A 20,438-nucleotide genomic window follows, 5' to 3' on the forward strand; every position below is an offset into this window, starting at 1 on the left:
CTGTAACCGGGCTTTGATGAAATTTACGGGATTTATTTTGAAATACCTAATGCTTTTCGCACTCCCGCACCGTAAGCAGGGTCTGCGGCATCAAAATGTTTCAGTTGTTTTTCGATGATTTCTGAAGGAACACCTTGCATGGCACCGGCAATATTTTTGAACAAACGTTCGCGTTGTTCGTCGTCAAACATGCGGAACAGGTCGCCCGGCTGTTTGAAATCGTCATAACTGGTATCGTAACCGTAACGATCGGCATCACCGCTGATTTTCATTGCTGGCTCGGCAACGCTCGGGTCTTCCACCGGCCCGCCGAATGAGTTCGGCTCGTAGTAAGCATCCGGATTCGAGTTTCCATTGTCGAAGAAGCGCATAGCTCCGTCTTTATGGTAATGGTGGAACGGGCATTTGGGTTGGTTCGGCGGCAACATTTCATAGTGCGTGCCCAAACGATAGCGGTGTGCATCGGCGTATGAGAAAATACGACCCTGCAACATTTTGTCGGGCGAGAAGCCAATTCCGGGCACTACATTTGACGGCGAGAAAGCAGCATTTTCAATCATTTGGAAATAGTTCTCCGGGTTTTTATTCAGTTCCATTACACCGACTTCTACCAGCGGGTAATCGGCATGCGGCCACACTTTGGTAAGGTCGAACGGATTGTAGGGCGTTTTTTCGGCATCTGCTTCTGGCATCACTTGCACAAATACATTCCATTTCGGGAACTCGCCGCGTTCGATAGTTCCGAAAAGTGCTTCCTGGTACGATTCGCGATTTTGCCCGATCACCTGCTCGGCTTCTTCATTGGTAAAGTGACGGTGTCCTTGTTGTGTCTTGAAATGGAACTTCACCCAGAAACGTTCGCCGTCCTTATTCCAGAAACTGTAGGTGTGCGATCCGTAGCCGTTCATGTACATCGGTGCTGTGGGGATACCGCGATCCGACATCAAAATGGTTACCTGGTGTAAACTTTCGGGTACTTGCGACCAAAAATCCCACATGGCAGTGGCTGAACGCATGTTGGTTTTCGGGTGACGTTTCTGTGTATGAATAAAATCCGGGAATTTGTAAGGATCGCGGATAAAGAAAACGGGTGTGTTGTTACCCACCAAATCCCAGTTGCCTTCTTCAGTATAGAATTTCAGTGCGAATCCACGAACATCGCGTTCGGCATCGGCGGCACCCTGCTCGCCGGCAACAGTCGAAAAACGAGCCAGCATCTCGGTTTTTTTACCTACCTCGCTGAAAACTTTGGCACAGCTGTATTGACTGATGTCGTTTGTAACAGTGAAAGTACCGAAAGCTCCCCAGCCTTTGGCGTGCACTACACGTTCGGGAATGCGCTCGCGATTTTGGTGAGCCAGTTTTTCAATCAATTGGTAATCCTGCATCAAAACCGGGCCTCTTTGTCCGGCCGTTAACGAATTCTGGTTGCTCGAAACCGGAGCTCCGGCTGTTGTTGTCAATCTTTTGTTGCTCATAATTTCAAATCTTAAATGTTATTATTTGTATTGTTTGTTTCTTTTTCGCTTTGTCGTAGAACAAAATTCCCGGAATTCAATATATTTATCAAATAAATAATAGAAATAGAATATTTATAAAATAAATGACAATTCAGCAACTTGCTTATATTGTGGCGCTTGATGATCATCGGCACTTTGTGAAGGCAGCCGAAAGTTGTTTGGTTGCCCAGCCAACCTTGACGCTGCAGGTTAAAAAACTGGAAGAGGAGGTTGGTTTGACCTTGTTTGATCGCACCAAACACCCGCTGCAGCCAACGCCAATGGGGGAGAAGTTCATTCAAAAAGCCCGGTCGATTTTAAGGGAGGTGAATGAGCTGAAGGAAATTGTTAATACTGACAAAGATGAATTGGAAGGAAGTTTTGTGTTGGGTATCATCCCGACGCTTGCTCCTTATTTGCTGCCGAGGTTTGTTCGGCGATTCTGCGATGAACATCCCAAAATAAAATTGGAGATCAAGGAAATGCAGAGCGTGCATATTATCACCAGTTTGAAAAGTAATTTAATTCAGATGGGAATTATGGCTACGCCTGTTGACGACAACGCGATCAAAGAAATTCCGCTGTTCAACGAACCCTTTTTAGTGTATGCAAACCCGGGACATCCTTTGTTGGAAAAGGAATACGTGGATCAGAAGGACATTGTAGGAGACGGTTTGTGGCTGCTCAACGAAGGACATTGCTTTCGGAACCAGGTGATGAATATCTGCAGTATGCAAACAAAAGCGGCGGCGCATCCGGGGCTGTCGTTCGAAAGCGGATCGATCGAGACTATTAAAAATATGGTGCGTAGCGATATGGGCTATTCGTTAATCCCGGAGTTGTCGGTGAACGAGCAAATCGATCGGGATCTCGTTCGTCGGTTTAAAGCGCCGGAGCTCACCCGCGAAATAAGCTTGGTGGCTCATCACAGTTTTACACGCTCCGTATTGCTCGATCATTTGCGAAAATCGATCGTTGCCGGAATCCCTTCAACATTCAAACGAAACACCAACGTTGCGCGGGTAAAATGGACCTGATTTGGGATTGGTAATTTTGTTTTTTAAGCTGTACATTTAGCGATTTAGGTTCGTTTTCCAGCTAAAAAATTAGTAGTTTGGTCTGCATCAAACGGAGAGGAGACAACTAAATAACCAGTCTGAAATTCCGATTAACAATAAATTAAAACTCAAGCAATAATATGAAAAGAATCTTTTTGCTGGCAGCATTCATAGCCAGCGTTATGACGATCTCCGCGCAAGAAACATATAAATATGTAATCATTCCGACAACAGCTCCCGAAATCGGAAAGGGAATTGATCCCTACGGCGTTTGTTCTTCTTTGCAAAAAGCGCTGTCGGCGAAGTCGATTGTTTGCATGTTTGAAGGGCCGGACAGACCTACCAATTACTGTGATGGTCTGAATGCGGAGATTGTCAAGGAGAATTCGTTGTTAAAAAACAAGGTTTCGATTACGCTGAAGGATTGCATGAATCGCGTTGTTTGGACGGGCGTTGGCTCCGGAATGTCGAAAGAATATCGTCCGGGTTATGCTGAAGCCATTGAAGACGCCTTGAAAGATTTGAACGAAATGCCGGCCGTAAAATTTGACCAACCGCAGTCAACCACCAGTCCGGCGCCGGTGGCAAAAGCTGAAGTAGTTGCCGCACCCGTTGTTGCAGAAAACGCTGTTACCGAAGACTACACGCCCCAAAATATTTATTACGACGACACCTATTTGGTTGATTACGTGAGTTCACCAAACGGCGACCGCAAACTGATTGTACTGAATAGCAATTCGCTGGGCTACGACAAAATGCAGGAGATTGCAATTTTGACCCCTTCGGATTTAACCGGGATCTACACGGTTAAATTTGTTCAACCCAACGGCGATGAATGGAGCGGAGTTGCCAACGAAAGCGGATCTGAGTTAAAGATCTCGATCAAGTCCGGTGATGAAAAAAAGGTGATAACCTTACACAAACAATAAATGCTGAGAAGCTGTCCGAAAGGGCAGCTTTCTTTTTTTATTCGAAGCGGGAGTACAGCCAGGCTTCCATCAGCAAGGTTCCCTGGTCATCATTCGTGTAAAACAAGTTGGCCGAAAATTCTTTATCGTCAAACAACCGGTTGTACATGTGCGAACTCAGGGTAACTCCGTTCGGTAAAGTCATTTTCAACACAAATTTTTTAAATTCCAGTGTTCCGATAATCTGCACACTGGAGGCCGTATCAATTTGTGCATCGGGTATCTGCTCGGCAAAAGTGTGGTAAAGTTGTTTCGACACAGCCTGGCAGTGGTCGTTGTAGTCACCGCGCACTTTGGTATTGTATGGTTGCCAGTTCGATTCAAAATAATTGTAGTCGTTGCTTTTGAACGCCAGTATCGTTTTAGGCGCGTTTGCCAAGGTAATTGAGTCCACTTGCAAACTGTCCTGAATGCCTTTTTGAAGATCCCAGCTTTCCGGATCAACTTTCGTGAATCCGGGAGGAATCCCGATGTGCCAGTTAAATTCCGGACTAAAGAAACCGCTTTCGTCAATCTCTTCCTGGGCGAAAAGGACACAAGGAAACAAAGCAGTTGCTAATATTACGAGCAAATATTTTTTCATGAAATGGACTCTTGATTTAAGGCCGCAAGTTAGCAAATCTAAAAAGCCGCTCATCTTAAAAAGCCTTTCGGAGTTTTAAATAATGCAAAAAGAAAAGGCGAAAGTTCTGATTTTTCGCCTTTTCGATGATCGATTTATAAAGTTTTGTGGGTGCCGTCGCAAAACGGCGGGTTGTCGGTTTGTTTGCAGCGACACCAAAATACGGTGCGTTTGGTGTCAATTTTTACTTCCATCGGGGTGAAATCGGTCACCTTGTGGGAACCGTCGCAGAACGGTTGGTTTTTACTCAAACCGCAACGGCACCACCAGTAAGTACCTGGCTCCATTTCCATCATTACAGGACTTTTTTCAGCAATTTTTCCTTTTTTCATAATCGTCTGTTTTCAAGGTTCCTAATTAATGTTCGATTTTATATGCAATAATTTGATTGTCGAAGAAAGTTGGAACGAACAGGAGTTTGAGTTCATTCGCGTAGAAGACATCTGCCGTATTCAGGTTTTCGGCGGTGGAATCCCACATCTTTGTTAGCTTGCCGTCTTCGAGGTAAAAGATTCTTCCTACCCAATTCGAAAAGACAAAGTTTCCGAGTTCGTCTTTGTCCAGGCCGTCAATTCCCTGGCAACCTGTTTGAATGACTTTGATTGTTTTGGTTTTGATATCGATTTCTTTCAACACTTCAGATCCGGCATAAAGTTTACCGTTTTCGGTGTACAGGCCGTTGGTTTGCATGAAATCATCGCCTTCCAGCCAAACCGAAAAATTACCGTCCTTTAACACGTGGATTCTCCCCGCGCGGTTATCGGACACGAAGATCATCCCATTTTGACAGGCTGCTACATCGTTCAGGAAAATGGCATTGGGTGCCGGGTAACGCTTCACTATTTTAGCATGAGCAATATCGATTTCAACAAGCTGGTCAATGTCGGAAACATAAAGCTTCCCGTCAAAAATTGCCATTCCCTTCGGGCCGTTTAAACCGGTAACCCATTCCAACTGCTTGATGGTGCCGTCGGGATTGAGCAGCGAGATAAAACCATTTCCGTCTTTGTCTGTTGGATTCCCATTGATGTTGGCTACGTAGATTATTTGGCTCGCTGGGTCGTAAAGAGCCGATTCCGGAGTTTTTAGTGTTGGCCCGGTACGCCAAACTTCAACCAATTTTTGGCTACTTGCCTGAAAAGAAATCGTGATAAAATACAGGAGGACTAAAAGATACTTGGGCTTCATGTTGTTTCTTGTTAAGTTTACTTGTTTAAACAAGAGATTGAATGGTCTGTTCAGCAGAAAGCTGTGTTGAGTTCAACAAATTTACGCGATGGAATTGAAACATACTTAATTTTAAGAGATACAAATGAAAATTTATGCACTCGGATTGGTTGTTTTGATGGCTTTGGTTACCAGCTGTCAAACCCAAACAAAAGAAGTTCCTTTGTACATCGGAACTTATTCGGTCGAAAATAGTGAAGGTATTTATCGCTACCTGTTTAACCCCGAAACAGGAGAGTTGAGCTACTCGAGCGTTACTCCAAATCTTGAGAATCCCTCCTTCATCATCATTTCGCCGGACAAAAAGAATTTATATGCGGTGAGTGAAGTTGACAACTACAATCATCTTGACAGCGGATCGGTTACGGCCTACAAAATCGAAACGGATGGTAGTCTCACCAAATTAAACCAGGTGGCAACGCTGGGAAATCACCCTTGTCATGTAGCTGTTTCTCCGGATGGAAAAACGGTGGTGGCTTCAAACTACACAAGCGGTAGTATCAGCATCTACAAAGTGAAAGCTGATGGTTCACTGGAAGATTCCCCGCAACTGATTCAGCACATCGGAAGCGGCCCCGACAGCACCCGCCAGCAAGGGCCACACGCGCACTCGTCTCAGTTTAGTTTCGATGGTTCGGAAATCATGACTGCTGATTTAGGACTCGACAAGCTTTTCTTTTACACCTACAATTCGGATTCAGCAAAGTACGTTTCGGCGAAACAGCCTTATGTTGAAGTCGTTGGTGGTGCCGGTCCGCGCCATTTTGCTTATACTCCCAAAGGTGATTTTATCTACCTGATGACGGAAATGGCTTCGGCTGTCAACGTGTTGAAGAAAGAAGGTGACAACTATGTGGTGATTCAGTCAGCGTCCAGTTTGCCGGATGATTTTGATGGCATCAAAGCGGGGGCCGACATTCATCTGAGCCCGGATAATCGATTTGTTTATTGCTCGAATCGAGGCTTGAACAGTATTGCCGTTTTCGAACGCAATTTGGAAACCGGAAAAATTACACTCATTCAAAATGAATCAGTACAGGGTGACTGGCCACGCAACTTTGCCCTTTCGCCCGACGGAAAATACCTTTTGGTGGCGAATCAGCGCAGTAACAATGTCACCGTTTTCAGCCGCGATCCGGAAACCGGAAAGCTAACATTTACGGGTAAGAATTACGAAATACCGAGCCCGGTTTGTCTGCAGTTTTTTGCTGAGTAAATTTTAGTCGTTTCCGACTTAACTTTTTAGTTGATTGCTTGTTTGAACAACTAAAAGACGACCCATATGAAGAAATTACGTGCTTATTATTTTGTCTGTTCAGTGGTGTTTTTGCTTGCGGGCTGCTCGAATGGAAACGGGCAGTTGAGCAAGGCAGAGCATGAACTGGCTGTTAAGAACTATCAGCAGTATTGTGCTGGTTGCCATGGATTCAAACTGGAAAAATTTGAAAAGAAAGATTGGATGTATGGCGACAACATGGAAAGTGTGATCAACAGTATTACGAATGGTCGTGAAGAGATGGGAATGCCGGCGTTTGAAGTGACTTTCTCGGAGGAGGAAATTTCAGCTTTGGCAAGCTACGTGATAAATGGGTTGCCGGAAAATAAAGATGAGCTGAAGCCGGCTCTTTCCGGTAACGATAAGGTGGAGTCGGAAGTGCAGGCGTTCATCGTTGACACGGTTGTGAGCGGATTGGATGTCCCCTGGGGCCTGGAGTTTCTGCCCAATGGCGATCTGTTGATTTCGGAGCGTGCAGCAAAACTCTACCGTTTTACAACGAACGGTGAATTGCAGGAGATCACCGGGCTGCCTGAAATTATGGTGAAAGGGCAGGGTGGATTGCTCGACCTGGAACTTCACCCGGATTACGAAAACAATGGCTGGCTTTATTTTACCTATTCTGGTTACGCCGAGGATAATAAAAATGAAGGCTGCACGAATGTGATGCGGGCTAGGTTGAACGGAAATACCCTGGTTGATCAGGAAGTGATTTTCAACGGAACGCCGGACTCTGATCGCGGACAGCATTGGGGAAGCAAGCTCGAATTCGATAAGAACGGCTACCTGTTCTTTGGTGTTGGCGATCGCGGCAATCGTGACGAAAATCCGCAGAGCTTGGCCAATCATGCCGGGAAAATTCACCGGATCATGGAAGACGGATCGATTCCGCCGGACAACCCGTTTATTGATACGCCGGGTGCAATTTTGTCCATTTATTCTTACGGACATCGCAATCCGCAGGGAACTTGCATGAATCCTGAAACAGGTGAGATTTTCGAAACGGAGCACGGACCAATGGGCGGCGATGAGCTGAATTTAATCAAACCCGGACTAAACTACGGATGGCCGGTTATTTCGTACGGTATCAATTACAACGGAACGAAATTTACCGATATCACGGAGAAAGAAGGGATGGAGCAGCCACTGACTTATTGGGTGCCTTCGATTGCGCCTTGCGGCATGACCTTTGTAAAAGGAGATCTGTATCCGGCCTGGAAGAATAACATTCTGATTGGCTCACTTCGCTTTCAGTACCTGGAACGCGTTGTGCTCGATGGTTACGAAGTGACGCATCACGAAAAGTTACTGGAAGGTATCGGCCGTGTGCGAAACGTAGAGATGAGTCCGGATGGCTATGTTTACGTCGCTATTGAAAATCCCGGCAAGATACTGAGGCTGGTTCCCGTAAATTGAGATATTGAAAAAATAAATAGATGAAAATGTTAGGTCAGCGAGATGCCGGCCTGACATTTTTTATTGCAAAAAACGAAATTAAATGATTTGGAAAATAGTTCTTTGGAGTGTCATCGTTTTAGTCATTTTATCGCTTGGTGTTTACCTGGCGATCAAACTGAATCCCTCATTTGGCGGGAAAAGTAGCGGGCAACGTTTGGCTCGCATTCAGCAATCACCGAACTATCGGGATGGCAAATTCTGGAATCCTGTTGAAACGGCCGTGCAGTCGGATGATATGCCTTTTTTCAAAGTGATGCGTGATTTCATCTTTGGTAAAGGAGATCTTGTTCCATCGGCGCCAATTCCGGTTGAGCCGTTAAGCTCTGATAATTTTGGGGCGGCTCCGCAAAAAGCCCGAATAACCTGGTTGGGACATTCAACGCTGGTTATTGAAATCAATCAGAAGCGGATATTAGTTGATCCAGTATTTTCGAAACGTACGTCACCCTTTTCGTTTTTAGGAACAAAAGCGTTTGATTTCAGCGAGGAATATCGGTTAGATCAATTGCCGCCGATTGATTTGGTGTTGATTTCGCATGATCATTACGATCATTTGGATTACGATGTCATCAAGCAGTTGAAAGATGCTTCAGTTCCGTTTGTGACGGCTTTGGGAGTTGGTGCCCATTTGGAACGCTGGGGAATTCAACCGGAGCGGATTACCGAGTTGGATTGGTGGGAATCCTATCGTTTTGCTGATTCAATTCAACTGACAGCAACACCTGCCCGGCACTTTTCCGGTCGTGGGCTGAATAACCGTTTTACAACCTTGTGGGCTTCGTGGGTGATTGATGGCGGTAATGAGAAACTGTTCTTCGGGGCAGATTCCGGCTATTATCCCGGCTTCAAAACCATCGGTGAGAAATTCGGTCCGTTCGATTTGGTGATGCTCGAGTGCGGACAGTACAGCCAGTACTGGCCATCAATTCATATGGCTCCCGAGGAAACTTACCAGGCAGCTTTGGACTTAAATACAAAAGTCCTGTTACCGATCCACTGGGGCAAATTTAAGTTGAGCATCCACCCATGGAAAGAGCCGGTAGAGCGCTTGTTGAAAGCAGCCGCAAATGATTCGACCTGGATTGCTACCCCACGAATCGGTGAATCCTTCCAGTTGGATCAAAAGCTGCCGGCCGATCGTTGGTGGCGGGTGCTTTAAGGTGTTTTTTGCGTCGGTGCCTGGCGGAACTTTCGTTTCCGATCCGATTTCATAAATGCCATCGGGTTGTAGAAAATCCGGTCTCGCAATTCGGCCTGACGGGTTTCTCTCCAGCGTTGGATCGCAGTCAGCACTTTACGCAAAACATCAAAATACAAGGTCACGGCCAATAGTGCGGTGAATAGCCAAATAAAGAGTGCATTGAAAATGATTGTCGGTATTTTTAGCGGGCCAACAAATTTGTAAGCCGCGTAAAAATGTGCGCGCCCGTTGTTTTCAAATGGTAACCGGTAAATCGGCTCATCACCCTGATGAATCAGATTCTGAGAGATGTAAATCTTGTTTTGCGAATATTTGTCGCGGAGCAAAAGCTCCAATTTCTTATTGGTGTATTTGTCTTTGAATTCCTGCAGCTTTTCCGAGTCACCCTTGAAACTTTGGAGAAGTAACTCGTACTTGGCATTTAGGGCATCATTGGCTTCGTTGTAAATTTTTTGATACCTCTTTTTCGCCGATGCGAGGTAATCTTTGAGTGTCGGATAGGGCAAATCCGCTGCGTTTTCTTGCAGCAATTGGGTCGCTGCAAAAATTGAATCCGACGGATGCATAACACTGTTGACCTGCGAAAATGAATTGTATAACAATGGTTTCAGCAGGTCGGCTTCATCAGTCTTGTTGGCTTCCTCCAAACTTTTATGCGCATTCACCAGCTTTTCAAGCTCGGGGAGGAAATAATAAGTGGCAAATCCCCAGGAGTTCTTTTCCAGTTCCTGGTCAAAGAAATGCTTTCGGTACGAATTGTTGGTGTATTGGTTCACCGCCAAAGCCTCGTATGACCAGCGCGAAACCATGGCATCGCCAATTAACGGCGTGTGGTCGTAGCTGGCAATGGAGTAATTCATTTTGTTGAAGTCGACGATTACGCCACTCAGAAGTAGTTGTGGTACCAGCAAAAACGGAATCATCACGTAAATGGCCACAGCCGAGTCCAGACCCGCAGAGAGGTTGAGACCGAGCAGGTTGGCAAAACAGGCTGTTGAAAACAGAATCACCCACATTTCGAAGGTGAGGCTTTTGATTTCCAGCAGATAGTTCCCGACCAGCACGAAGGTCAATACCTGGAAGGCTGACAGCAAGAATAGTAAAATGATTTTGGACGCAAAATAGGCGCCTTTGCTGAGGTTGAGAAACTCTTCCCGTTTACGGATCTTTCGATCCTTGAAGATTTCCTCGGCGCTAATGCTGAGCCCGATAAACAGTGCGACCACAACACTCATAAAGAGGTAGGCCGGAATGTTGTCGTTTTCGCTGAAGATATATTTGCCCTGGAAAGAGAATTTCGTGAAAAATCCCAGGATAACCGCCAAAATCGGTGCCTCGAGCAGAGCGATCGCTAAATATTGGCGGTTTGATCGTTTCGACGCGAAATCGCGCTGAAGGTACAGTTTGAATTGCGTCCACCATTTCGGCTTTTTGAAGAGCACATCGGGGAACTTTTCCTTTTTCACCGGGTTGGCTTTCATGAAGTCGATTACCCGAGGCTCTACCTTTTCACGGTAGCTCTGGTACCATTCCTGCGGAGAGACTTTTCGGCGACGAATACTCTTTCCGAAGGGGTCGACCATGCGAGCCTCGATGATGCGCAACGGCTGTTCGGTTTTCACATTACCGCAGCTCAAACATTCGCTCTCGTCGGGGTTGATGTAGTTGGCCTGGTGCTTAAAGTAAGTGATGGATTCCATCGGGTTCCCGAAGAAAACCACGCGTCCGCCTTTATCCATGACAATGATCCGGTCGAACAGTTTGTAGATGTCGCTCGACGGCTGGTGAATGTTGGCAAAAACCAGTTTGCCTTTCAAACATTGCCGTTTCAGCAGGTACATCACCTTTTCCGAATCGGCCGAGCTCAGTCCCGAGGTGGGTTCATCAACAAAGAGCATCGACGGTTCCCGCATCAGCTCCAGTGCGATGTTAAGGCGTTTTCGCTGGCCACCACTCAAAATCTTTTTCAGCGGGTTGCCGACAACCAGGTCGCGCGCTTCCACCAAATCAAAATCGGTGAGGGTTTGCTCAATGATTTGTTCAATTTTTTCGTCGTCGGCGTCGCTAAAGCAGAACAGGGCGTTGAACCGGAGGTTTTGGTAAACGGTCAGCTCCTCCAGTAATAGGTCGTCTTGCGGTACGTAGCCGATCACCCCGGTCAGCTTATCTTCGTTTTCCGGGTCGTGAATATCGTAGCCGTTGATGGTAATTTTACCACCGCTTGGTTTTAGTTTTCCGTTCAGTACATTCAGCAAAGTGGTTTTACCCACGCCGCTTCCTCCGAGTATCCCAACCAGGTCGCCCGACCGTTCTTGGAAACTCAGCTCGTGCAAACCGTAAACCCGCTTGTTAAACCGGTATTCAACCGCTTCAGCATTGAAAACAATCATCGGTTTACCCACATTCTGGATGAAACGGGTCATCACCGTGCTATAGTAAATCGGGATAATTCGCGAGGTTTTCAGCACGCCTCCCGGTGGGAAAATGTACAGGCGCTGGTTCACCAAACGGTGGCCGTTGAGGTACAGGTTTCGCGGACCTGTATATTTGAAAAACAGGGTGTTGATGCTCGGAATACGGATGAATTCGATGTCAACTTTCTGGTTTTCGCGGTACAGATGCTTTACCTCTTTGTGCTCGTATTCTTCTGTGCCGTTCACCACAAACAGCCAACTCTTTTCCTTGACTTTACTGATGGAGAAAAGCGCGAAACGGTAAAAATTGTCGTATTCCTTAGGGTTGATATTCAGCCCCATGGCGACAATGTGTACCATCTTCAGGTCTTCAATATTCAGACCTTTCGCTTTGTTGATGAAGTTGAAAAGTTGGGTGACAATCATGAACCGCACATTCAGATCGTAGTTGAAACTGATGTCGGTACAGATGTGTGTCAGGTATTTTTTGTTGATGAAACGCTCTCCCTCGCCTTCATCCTTGTAGAAAAACTCGCGGTGATCGACGTGGTAGTACGTCACGAAATCGCGGTACATGGTCAGGTATTTGTCTACCAGTTCCCGGTTGAAATTCTCTTTTAAATAGGATTCAACCAGGGCCATATTTTCCGATGACAAACGGTTTCTGTAATCCGTTATAATCGCAAATAGTTTAACCAGAGTTTCAATTATACCTTCGTACATGGGGGAGAGTTTTAACGAAATAGGGTCTTTGTAGCCGTAAGCAGCGGTTACAAAAACCCTATCGTTTTGTCAATTCGAATTGAATTACTGAACGTATGCTGCTCTGATCTGATCAACAGTTTCAGTCAGTTTCAGTACTTGTGTTTCGGTCATTGCAGTCGAGCCTTCTTCCATTGCATAAATAGCGTTGATGCTTTGGATATCGGCGTAAGCGCCAGCCAACATTTCAGAATCTTTCAGCGGTTCCATCATTTTCGCCAGGTCAGCCAAGGCGCCTTTTTGGAAAATGATTGCTTCCAGAATCTTAGGATTTTGGAAGGTGTTTTCAGAGATGTGTAAAGTCAGGTACAATCCTTCAACAACCGAACCGGTCAACACCAGGTACGACATTTCTGTGCGTCCTTGCTTGTTCAAATAAGAATAAGCATTTTGGAACATGTCGGTAACAATCGTCACCAGTTTTTCCTTGTTGTCCAGGTTTTCTTCAATTTGATCCGGAAGATTTTCGTCGAAAGCAGAAGTGAAATCCAGGTCGCGAATTAGCTTTTCGGCTGAACCAAAGTAAGCCTGAACTTCAGGTTTTTGGTTGTAAGTGGTTGCGTAAGCCAAATCAGCCGTGTAAATACCCAGGTTGATCGCTTTGTCTTTTTCCGTGAAATAGCTGTCGGCTTTGTCAGCCTCGTTGGCGATACCTACAATGTAACTTGCTTCAATGGAATTTAGCATGTTAGTCACCTCGAAAGTTGAAGGCAACGGATAAGCATATTCTTCGATTTCTTTTTTGATTGCTTCTTCAGCAACCTGCGCAGAATCTTTTTTAGGAGATTTACCGGTACAGGATTGAAATACGGGGGATAAGAATCCAGCTAAAAGTACCAGAGATACAAGGTGGTATGTTCTTTTCATATTCATTGGTGATAGTTTATAAAATCCTCAAAGACAACTTAGTTTTTTTTAACCGCATTCGTTTTTCAGGCTAAAATTTTTCCACCTGTCTGCGATTTTGTGCTAAAAATAATATAAAAATATTGCCCGTTGAAAAATGAACCCGATTTTTTGAGAAAGTTAAATTTATTGGCAATCTCAGGGCGCTGCACCTCCCGCCGTTATTGGAAATCTTAGGAATTGCGAACACGGCATCGGATTCTCACCGCGGGAAATTGGAGAGACCTCTTGGAATTGAAAAAGATGAAAGTCGGAAATTGCTATTTCGAACTGATCAGGCGGATGAATTCTTCGCGTGTGGCCACCCGTTCAAATGCTCCGGTAAAGTCGGAGGTGGTCGTTACGGAATGCTGTTTCTGTACGCCGCGCATCTGCATGCACAAGTGTTGAGCTTCAATAACCACAGCCACTCCAAGCGGGTTTAGTGTTTGTTGGATGCAGTCTTTTATTTGGCTGGTCAGGCGTTCCTGAACCTGTAACCGGCGGGCGAAGGCATCCACTACGCGGGCAATTTTGCTGAGCCCGGTAATGTATCCGTTGGGAATATACCCAACGTGCGCTTTGCCAATAAACGGCAGCATGTGGTGTTCGCACATCGAGTAGATTTCGATGTCTTTCACAATGACCATTTGTTTGTAATCTTCCTTAAACATGGCCTTGCGGATCATGGCTTCCGGATCCTGTTCGTAACCCTGCAGCAAAAATTGCATGGCTTTGGCAACACGAAGCGGTGTTTTTTGCAGTCCTTCCCGTTCAACATCCTCACCCAGCAACTTGATGATGCCGGTGTAATGTTCGCTGATTTGTTCTGTTACCGACTCGTTGAACCGGTCGATGCGCTTGTAGCCGCTGAATTCTCCGTTGTATGAATCTTCCATGTTTTAAAATCTGTATCCTGAAAATCAGGTTTGAACCTGCAAAGATAGAAGTTTCTCGCAAGCTGCGGGAATGAATGTGCTTCGAATCCCTGCAGGTTCATTACCGATCTCGACTTGTATGCTGAATTTGTATTTACAACACTCACTCGTCGAAGGTCACTCGCTTGTCTTTAGGCAGTCATTGGATAAAAATAATTTCAATGAATGACTTAATGACCTTTAATGACGAATGAACCTTTTCTTAGAGGTCGCGGGTGAAAATCCACTTGTCACCTTTTGACAGCTCGTTGTTGTAATAGTAACCTTCCATGTCGAAAGCCTTTAACTCTTCCGGCTTGGTAATTTTGTTTTCAACCATGAAACGACACATCATACCGCGCGCTTTTTTCGCGTAGAACGAGATGATTTTATAGGTGCCGTTTTTATTGTCTTTAAATTCAGGGGTGATAATTTTTCCCTTGAATTTTGATTGATCAATCGCTTTGAAATACTCGGCAGATGCCAGGTTCACCAGCATGCCGCTGTTTTGAGCAACCAGCTCGTTCACCTGTTTGGTGACTTTTGCTTGCCAAAACTGGTACAAATCTTTACTTTTTTCAACCGGCAGTTTGATCCCCATTTCCAAACGGTAAGGTTGAATTAAGTCCAGTGGTTTCAATAATCCGTAAAGCCCCGACAGAATGCGGATGTGATCTTGTGCAAAATCAAACTGCTCGTTGCTGAAGGTCTGCGCATTGATGCCGTCGTAAACGTCTCCGTTGAAGGCCAAAATTGCTTGCTTGGCATTTTCAGGCGTGAACGGCGGTTCCCACATCAGGTTGCGGTCAACATTCAGGTTAGCCAGTTTGGCCGAAATTCCCATCATTTTGATCAGGTCCGAAGCTTTCATCTTTTTCAGCTTCGCATTGATCTTCACGGATTCCGGCAAAAAATCTACTTCCGAGTATTTGTCTGTTGCCGGTTTTGTCTCGAAATCAAGTGATTTCGCCGGCGAAATAATTGCAATCATTTTCCCTTTTCTATTTAATTTAATAACACAAACAAAAATGGAAAATACAAAGTTTATCGATTTTTGCGAATTAATTGAACAACATTTTCAACGTGATGAGTATGAGGGAACATATCAACCGGTTGAATTTTTGTCACCTTGTAATCGACATCCAGTAGTGCCAAATCGCGGGCCTGGGTCGCCGGGTTACAACTGACATAAACGATTCTTTCGGGCGCTGCAGCCAAAATCGTCTTCACCACATCTTCGTGCATACCGGCGCGTGGCGGGTCGGTAATAATCACATCCGGTTTGCCGTGTTGGGCAATGAAAGCCTCGTTCAGTACATTTTTCATGTCGCCGGCATAAAAGAGGGTATTTCCCAGTTCGTTGATGCCCGAGTTCACTTTCGCGTCTTCAATGGCTTCCGGTACATATTCAATTCCAATCACCTGTTTGGCTTTTTTAGCCACAAAATTGGCAATGGTTCCGGTTCCGGTATACAAGTCGTAAACCACTTCGTCGCCTTTTAACTCGGCAAAGTCGCGGGTAACTTTGTAAAGCTCGTAAGCTTGTTCCGAGTTGGTTTGGTAAAAACTTTTCGGCCCGATTTTGAATCGCAGACCTTCCATTTCCTCAAAAATATGATCGGGACCTTTGAACGGAATAATTTCCTGGTCCGAAATTGTATCGTTGGGCTTTTGGTTGATGACGTACATGATCGAGGTCAGCTCAGGGAACTGGGCAGCGATGGCCTCCAACAACCCGTTTTGTTTTTCCAGGTCTTCATAAAAGAAAACCACGATCAGCATGTTTTCGCCAGTGGAGGCGGTGCGGACAATCATGTTGCGCAAGAAACCTTCTTGTTGACGAATGTCGAAAAAGCTCAACTTATTTTTCAGCGCGTACTCGCGAATGAAATTCCGAACGGCATTCGAAGGCTCGGGCTGCAACCAACATTTTTCGATGTCGATGATTTTATCGAATAAGCCGGGGATGTGGAATCCCAGCGCATTCATCTCCAAGTGCTCGGCGTCGGTGTCCATCTCTTCGAACGAGCGCCAGCGCTTGTTTGAAAAACTGAACTCGAGCTTGTTGCGGTAAAATGTATTTTTAGCCGATCCTAAAATCGGTGAAATCGCCGGCAACTCAATCCGACCCAATCGACGCAACTGGTCGGCCACTTGCTTTTGTTTGTAGTACAATTGTTTTTCGTACGGAAGAAACTGCCATTTACAGCCACCGCAGGTTCCAAAGTGCGCGCAGAAAGCTTCCTGCCGGTCGGCCGACTTTTCGCGGATATTGGTCACACGTGCTTCCATGTAACTTTTTCGTTTTTTGGTCACCTGTAAATCTACGATGTCGCCCGGAACAACGTGCGTGGTAAATACAACCATGTCGTTTACACGGGCAATGGCTTTGCCTTCGGCGCCAATATCGGTAATCTCAACAGCCTCGTACAAGGGCTTGTTTTTTCTGCTTCTTCCCATTGAATTGAAAATTTTTGCAAAAATAGCGAAATCAACGAAACGAAAAACTGTAAAGAGCTGTTTGTCGATAGCAGTTATCAGTGTGAAATTTTAAGCTACTTCAACTGAAAAGTAACGGGTTTGGTATGACAAGTTCGTTATAAATTCTGTAGTTTTGTGTCATATACACGGTTATTTTAAGAGTCATGAAAAAACGTTACTGGATTCTGGGCGGAATCGTACTTTTCGTTGCGATTGTTTTGTTCTTCCTTTCAAGTATTATCAAGAGTTATATCAATAAAAACGGCGAAGAATTGATTGGCCGTAAAGTGAATGTGGGGGAACTGCATTTCGACTATTTCAATGTGGCGGTAAAGGCCAGCGACATTGTGATGTACGAGAAGAATGCGGTCGACAGCTTCTTGTCGGTTCGGCAGGTTGAAGTTGATTTTAGCCCCTGGAAACTCTTCAACAGCGAGTATTCTTTTTCGAAGATCTCGGTGGTGGACCCGATGGTCAGCATTCAGCAATACGCGGATGGCTACAATTTCGATGACCTGATTCCGGAGTCGGACACCACGCTGGTGACGGAGGAAAAAGCCGACGAGCTGGTGCGTTTCAGCCTGTATAATATGAGTATGACCAATGGCGAAATCCGCCTGTACGACCAGCCGGTTGATAACCGTATTAATATTACCAACCTTAATTTTGAGTTGCCGTTGATTGCCTGGGATAACAAGAAATCCAACGTTGGGGCCGAGTTCAGTATCGGCGACCAGGGACTGGTGCAAATTCAGGCTGTGGTTGACAACGAGGCGCAGAATTACGAGGTTGACATCAACACAACCGATTTGCAGATTAACCGGGTGAGCAATTACCTGACCGATTATATGGATGTGAAGGAACTGAATGGTTTGCTGACATCGCAGATTCAGATTATGGGTGATCTTGACGATCTGATGAATGTGCAGATCACCGGCTCGGGGAAAATGACCAATGCTTCGGTGATTGACGGGCAGGGAGAAACGCTGCTGTCGGTGCCTGAAATCCGGACCCGCATCAAGTCGTTAAACCTGAAAACCTTTGCCTTCGATTTTTCATCGATCGAAATTGACGAGCCCAACTTGTTAGTGACCCGTGGAAAAGAGAAAACCAATATGGAGCAGTTTTTTGCGCCCATGTTTGAAGAAGATACCACGCAGGCCGTGCAAATTACCATGGAAAAGGGTGATGATGTAACGACTTCGTACTCGATTGACACACTGATTGTGAACAAGGGGATGCTCCGGTTTGTGGACAATACCCTGAACCGCAAGTGCCAGATTGATTTGTCTGATTTGGATGTGAACATCCAAAACCTGTCGGATAGTTCGAGCAATATTCCGATTACCTTCTCATCGACCATCAATAAAACCGGGTACATTAAAGGCAGCACGACTTTGAACCTGAATGACATGTACGACTTTTACCTGGATGCGCAGTTGAAGAACCTAGATTTGGTGAGCTTTTCACCTTATTCGGAATATTACATTGCTTCGCCATTTACGCAGGGCTGGTTCAACTACGACCTGATGGTGAAAATGGGTGGCGGCAAGCTGAGCAATCAAAATACCATTCATGTGGGCGAGTTGGAGTTTGGGAAGAAAACCAGCGACAAGCCGTACGTGAAGGTTCCCATTCGTCTGGGACTTTATGTGATGAAGGACGCCAACGATAACATCGATATTGATATGCCGGTGAGCGGATCTACGAATGATCCGAAGTTCAAAGTGGGAAAATTGATTTGGGGAGCTTTTGTGAATGTGTTGTCCAAAGCAGCTTTGTCGCCGTTTAAAGCCATGGCTGGCCTGGTGGGCACCAATCCCGAGAAACTGGAGTACCTGAACTTGGCGTACCTGCAGGATTCGCTGACAAATGACGAGCTGCAAACATTGGGCTCACTGACCAAAATCATGCAGAAGAAACCGGACTTGCTGGTGAGTTTCATCCAGCGGACCAATGCTGATTTGGAAAAGGAAAAGTTGGCGGTGAAACTGGCCAAAAACAACTACATGGCCGAACAGAAGGTGACTGAATTGCCGGCCGATGACGATAGCCAATTCAAGCAATTCCTGACCTCGAAATTACCAGCAGCCGATTCGCTGGGAGTGGAAGTGGCATGCTCCAAATATATTCCGGCCAGCCAGGTTAACGAGGCATTTGGAGAACTGCTGCAAAAGCGAAATAAAATGATTACCGACTACTTTGCGGAACAACAAATTCCGGCCGAAAATGTACTGGTGGGCATTGCCGACCTGGAAAATCTGCCCGACGAAATCCGTCGCCCGGAATTTAAGGTGGAGGTTTCGTTGAAGTAGGAGAGAACGGTTTCCGTCTCAATTTCTTTTTGGGTCGCTGCCGCACGATCGCATCATGTGGCTTTAAAAACCATATGAAAGGTTCGTGCGGCAGCGAGGGGGGGATTTGCTGTTATTCCTTGATGCGGTATGATAAAACAAACGAAAGCGTTTTCACATCTGCTACCCAGTAGGTATAACCATTCGCTAGATTTCGATTGGTGTAGTAGCGAAGTTCGGCATTCACCCGTTTGTTACAGTGATAGCCAATCCCAAGCGAAAAGCGAGGAACATTTCCAAGTTCAAGTTCAAAGTCCTGGGCCGTACAGACTATTTTACTACCAAGCGCCAAATTATAATCGCATGCCGCATTCACGAACAAAGCATTTTGGTTTCGCAGGTAGAAATAGTGACGGAGACCAGCATTCAGGCTGACTCCCTTATAGTCCACCTCATAATCCACTCTGTTATTTGGATAATCGTTTGATAGATCCGATTTTAGGTATTCAAAGACCGGTTCAAAAATAATTGCCCATTTATTTTTATTGAAGGGTAGGAACTTCTCGAAATTTATTCCGATGCTGGCGCCAATTGACTGTTCTGGTCCAGCACTTACCTGTGAATCCAAGCCAGATTCAATATTAAACGAATTATAATTTCCCGAAGCGATAACCGAAATGTAAAATGGATTCGCTTTTTTTATCCTTTCGTAGGTTTCGACCTCAGCTCCGACACAGGTATTATAGCGAGCGAAAATATTCTTTAAGGCTTTTTCCTCATAGGCAATGTGGTATAAATCTTTCGGCACAATCGCATCACAATTCAGGACGGCGCTTAATTGTTTGCGGAAGCGATTGTTGTAATAAATTTGCTGATCCCGATAGTACATTTTCCATTCTAAGGGGACAGGCATCTCGCCCGCGCGTTGGTACAGGTAACGTACAGTTCCTTGTCGGTCATAACACAGCAATGATAGGTCTCCTTGCAGCAACACTTTCAAATAAACGGTCACCTGGTGTAGTTCCGGCTCGATATCGGATGATACAGAAGATAATACATCCGACGATTGGTCGAGTTCGCCCGCGTACCTCACGTAGTGGGCACCACCTTCAATCCCAAAGCCTATGATCGAATCGGAGCTAGCCGACTGCTTAAACAACTTGTCGCCTATTTTGAAGTTAAATAGATCGGGGCTGTTTCGCCACTCTTTATCTTCGATTTGACATTCAGTGCGGGTTCCGTCGGCCTTAAGTACATAACCGGGAATGAACTCAATTTGCGCAAATGCCCATGTGTACATCAAACAAAAGGCACACAAGCTCAACATTTTTTTCATATCACTCTTTTAGGGGTGTAAAATTAATTATGTCGCCAAA

At 45.5% G+C, this 20,438-nt stretch carries 16 protein-coding genes; 6 read left to right on the forward strand and 10 right to left on the reverse strand.

The features are described 5' to 3' along the window. Positions 1-32 precede the first annotated feature (32 nt). Positions 33-1,481: a catalase gene (locus BC643_RS20910; protein WP_394340530.1), complete on the reverse strand. Its 1,449-nt coding sequence runs from the start codon at positions 1,479-1,481 to the stop codon at positions 33-35. A gap of 122 nt (positions 1,482-1,603) precedes the next feature. Between BC643_RS20910 and BC643_RS20915 the strand changes: the two genes are divergently transcribed. Both BC643_RS20915 and BC643_RS20920 read left to right on the forward strand, forming a co-directional pair. Continuing rightward, complete coding sequence (locus BC643_RS20915) at positions 1,604-2,536, forward strand: hydrogen peroxide-inducible genes activator (RefSeq protein WP_120275227.1); 933 nt, start codon at positions 1,604-1,606, stop codon at positions 2,534-2,536. Positions 2,537-2,697: 161 nt separating this feature from the next. Beyond that, the gene (locus BC643_RS20920; protein WP_147377295.1) at positions 2,698-3,486 is read left to right on the forward strand and encodes a hypothetical protein; all 789 of its coding nucleotides are present in this window, start codon (positions 2,698-2,700) and stop codon (positions 3,484-3,486) included. A 37-nt stretch (positions 3,487-3,523) separates the two neighbouring features. Here BC643_RS20920 and BC643_RS20925 read toward each other — a convergent pair whose 3' ends face one another. The 3 genes from BC643_RS20925 to BC643_RS20935 all read right to left on the reverse strand — a co-directional run bounded on the left by BC643_RS20925 (position 3,524) and on the right by BC643_RS20935 (position 5,335). Beyond that, positions 3,524-4,108: a hypothetical protein gene (locus BC643_RS20925; protein WP_120275229.1), complete on the reverse strand. Its 585-nt coding sequence runs from the start codon at positions 4,106-4,108 to the stop codon at positions 3,524-3,526. 134 nt (positions 4,109-4,242) lie between these two features. Next, entirely contained in the window at positions 4,243-4,479 is a 237-nt protein-coding gene (locus BC643_RS20930) for a CDGSH iron-sulfur domain-containing protein (protein ID WP_120275230.1), read from the reverse strand. A 25-nt stretch (positions 4,480-4,504) separates the two neighbouring features. Beyond that, a complete protein-coding gene (locus BC643_RS20935; protein WP_120275231.1) occupies positions 4,505-5,335 on the reverse strand; it encodes an NHL repeat-containing protein in 831 nt (276 codons plus the stop codon). A gap of 124 nt (positions 5,336-5,459) precedes the next feature. On the opposite strand from BC643_RS20935, the gene BC643_RS20940 reads away from it, so the two are divergent. The 3 genes from BC643_RS20940 (at position 5,460) to BC643_RS20950 (ending at position 9,267) form a co-directional block, all read left to right on the forward strand. Then, positions 5,460-6,590, forward strand: coding sequence for a lactonase family protein (locus BC643_RS20940; RefSeq protein ID WP_120275232.1), 1,131 nt, complete (start codon positions 5,460-5,462; stop codon positions 6,588-6,590). A gap of 66 nt (positions 6,591-6,656) precedes the next feature. After that, complete coding sequence (locus BC643_RS20945; RefSeq protein ID WP_120275233.1) at positions 6,657-8,066, forward strand: PQQ-dependent sugar dehydrogenase; 1,410 nt, start codon at positions 6,657-6,659, stop codon at positions 8,064-8,066. 82 nt (positions 8,067-8,148) lie between these two features. Continuing rightward, the gene (locus tag BC643_RS20950; protein WP_120275234.1) at positions 8,149-9,267 is read left to right on the forward strand and encodes an MBL fold metallo-hydrolase; all 1,119 of its coding nucleotides are present in this window, start codon (positions 8,149-8,151) and stop codon (positions 9,265-9,267) included. On the opposite strand, the gene BC643_RS20955 is transcribed toward BC643_RS20950, so the two are convergent. The 5 genes from BC643_RS20955 to rlmD all read right to left on the reverse strand — a co-directional run bounded on the left by BC643_RS20955 (position 9,264) and on the right by rlmD (position 16,747). Next, positions 9,264-12,446 carry an ATP-binding cassette domain-containing protein gene (locus tag BC643_RS20955; RefSeq protein ID WP_120275235.1) on the reverse strand — a complete coding sequence of 1,061 codons (3,183 nt, stop codon included), beginning with the start codon at positions 12,444-12,446 and terminating at the stop codon, positions 9,264-9,266. The two genes, BC643_RS20950 and BC643_RS20955, sit on opposite strands and share 4 nt — an antisense overlap. Before the next feature lie 84 nt (positions 12,447-12,530). Continuing rightward, a complete protein-coding gene (locus BC643_RS20960) occupies positions 12,531-13,358 on the reverse strand; it encodes a hypothetical protein (RefSeq protein ID WP_120275236.1) in 828 nt (275 codons plus the stop codon). Positions 13,359-13,651: 293 nt separating this feature from the next. After that, the gene (gene folE, locus BC643_RS20965; protein ID WP_120275237.1) at positions 13,652-14,269 is read right to left on the reverse strand and encodes a GTP cyclohydrolase I FolE; all 618 of its coding nucleotides are present in this window, start codon (positions 14,267-14,269) and stop codon (positions 13,652-13,654) included. Positions 14,270-14,510: 241 nt separating this feature from the next. After that, a complete protein-coding gene (gene yaaA / locus BC643_RS20970; RefSeq protein WP_120275238.1) occupies positions 14,511-15,278 on the reverse strand; it encodes a peroxide stress protein YaaA in 768 nt (255 codons plus the stop codon). A 53-nt stretch (positions 15,279-15,331) separates the two neighbouring features. Further along, positions 15,332-16,747 (reverse strand): 23S rRNA (uracil(1939)-C(5))-methyltransferase RlmD, encoded by a 1,416-nt coding sequence (gene rlmD / locus BC643_RS20975; RefSeq protein ID WP_120275239.1) that lies wholly within the window; start codon positions 16,745-16,747, stop codon positions 15,332-15,334. Between the two features lie 185 nt (positions 16,748-16,932). Between rlmD and BC643_RS20980 the strand changes: the two genes are divergently transcribed. Further along, the gene (locus BC643_RS20980; protein WP_120275240.1) at positions 16,933-19,083 is read left to right on the forward strand and encodes an AsmA family protein; all 2,151 of its coding nucleotides are present in this window, start codon (positions 16,933-16,935) and stop codon (positions 19,081-19,083) included. 112 nt (positions 19,084-19,195) lie between these two features. Here BC643_RS20980 and BC643_RS20985 read toward each other — a convergent pair whose 3' ends face one another. Continuing rightward, positions 19,196-20,398 carry a hypothetical protein gene (locus tag BC643_RS20985; RefSeq protein WP_120275241.1) on the reverse strand — a complete coding sequence of 401 codons (1,203 nt, stop codon included), beginning with the start codon at positions 20,396-20,398 and terminating at the stop codon, positions 19,196-19,198. Positions 20,399-20,438: the final 40 nt, after the last annotated feature.

Origin of the sequence: Mangrovibacterium diazotrophicum, from assembly GCF_003610535.1 — a bacterium.
Classification (GTDB): domain Bacteria; phylum Bacteroidota; class Bacteroidia; order Bacteroidales; family Prolixibacteraceae; genus Mangrovibacterium; species Mangrovibacterium diazotrophicum.

Coding starts and splice junctions, on each gene's coding strand:
- BC643_RS20915 (WP_120275227.1), top strand. CDS start 1,604: ATGACAATTCAGCAACTTGCTTATATTGTGGCGCTTGATGATCATCGG.
- BC643_RS20920 (WP_147377295.1), top strand. CDS start 2,698: ATGAAAAGAATCTTTTTGCTGGCAGCATTCATAGCCAGCGTTATGACG.
- BC643_RS20925 (WP_120275229.1), bottom strand. CDS start 4,108: ATGAAAAAATATTTGCTCGTAATATTAGCAACTGCTTTGTTTCCTTGT.
- BC643_RS20930 (WP_120275230.1), bottom strand. CDS start 4,479: ATGAAAAAAGGAAAAATTGCTGAAAAAAGTCCTGTAATGATGGAAATG.
- BC643_RS20935 (WP_120275231.1), bottom strand. CDS start 5,335: ATGAAGCCCAAGTATCTTTTAGTCCTCCTGTATTTTATCACGATTTCT.
- BC643_RS20940 (WP_120275232.1), top strand. CDS start 5,460: ATGAAAATTTATGCACTCGGATTGGTTGTTTTGATGGCTTTGGTTACC.
- BC643_RS20945 (WP_120275233.1), top strand. CDS start 6,657: ATGAAGAAATTACGTGCTTATTATTTTGTCTGTTCAGTGGTGTTTTTG.
- BC643_RS20950 (WP_120275234.1), top strand. CDS start 8,149: ATGATTTGGAAAATAGTTCTTTGGAGTGTCATCGTTTTAGTCATTTTA.
- BC643_RS20955 (WP_120275235.1), bottom strand. CDS start 12,446: ATGTACGAAGGTATAATTGAAACTCTGGTTAAACTATTTGCGATTATA.
- BC643_RS20960 (WP_120275236.1), bottom strand. CDS start 13,358: ATGAATATGAAAAGAACATACCACCTTGTATCTCTGGTACTTTTAGCT.
- folE (WP_120275237.1), bottom strand. CDS start 14,269: ATGGAAGATTCATACAACGGAGAATTCAGCGGCTACAAGCGCATCGAC.
- yaaA (WP_120275238.1), bottom strand. CDS start 15,278: ATGATTGCAATTATTTCGCCGGCGAAATCACTTGATTTCGAGACAAAA.
- rlmD (WP_120275239.1), bottom strand. CDS start 16,747: ATGGGAAGAAGCAGAAAAAACAAGCCCTTGTACGAGGCTGTTGAGATT.
- BC643_RS20980 (WP_120275240.1), top strand. CDS start 16,933: ATGAAAAAACGTTACTGGATTCTGGGCGGAATCGTACTTTTCGTTGCG.
- BC643_RS20985 (WP_120275241.1), bottom strand. CDS start 20,398: ATGAAAAAAATGTTGAGCTTGTGTGCCTTTTGTTTGATGTACACATGG.